Annotated in this window: 2 pseudogenes; both read left to right on the top strand. The window is 41.8% G+C overall.

From position 1 onward, the window contains the following. Positions 1-166: pseudogene (locus tag ACG9ZL_RS21215) on the top strand (lysozyme); the annotation flags it as partial. Next, a pseudogene (locus tag ACG9ZL_RS21210) lies at positions 163-366 on the top strand (hypothetical protein); the annotation flags it as partial. The pseudogenes ACG9ZL_RS21215 and ACG9ZL_RS21210, both read left to right, overlap by 4 nt.

Below are 366 nucleotides of genomic sequence, written 5' to 3'. Positions count from 1 at the left end.
ATCGATGCTCAGAAACCTCAAAGCAGGGCAATATAGGCGGGCATGTGCATCATTACTGAAATACAAATACGTTGCCAAACGTGATTGTAGTATTCGCTCCAATGGTTGTTATGGTGTTTGGACACGGCAGCAAGATCGTTATAACAAGTGCATGGGGGTGCAATGATGCAAGCATTCTTAGCGAAATTTTATGAAACCGTCATTATCGCAATGGCGGTTTTTTTATTGTTGGCCATAACGGCCTTAGGTGTTCAGTCTTGGCGTGTAAGTCACTTTAAAAATGAATACACATTATTGAATGCAAAATACAAAACCGAAGTTGTGGAAGCAAAAGCACTGGCGGAACAAGCAAAAGCTTCTGCAGCA

It is taken from the genome of Acinetobacter legionensis, from assembly GCF_048551735.1.
In the GTDB taxonomy this organism is placed as follows: Bacteria; Pseudomonadota; Gammaproteobacteria; order Pseudomonadales; family Moraxellaceae; genus Acinetobacter.
This window is presented reverse-complemented; position numbering and strand designations above follow the sequence as displayed.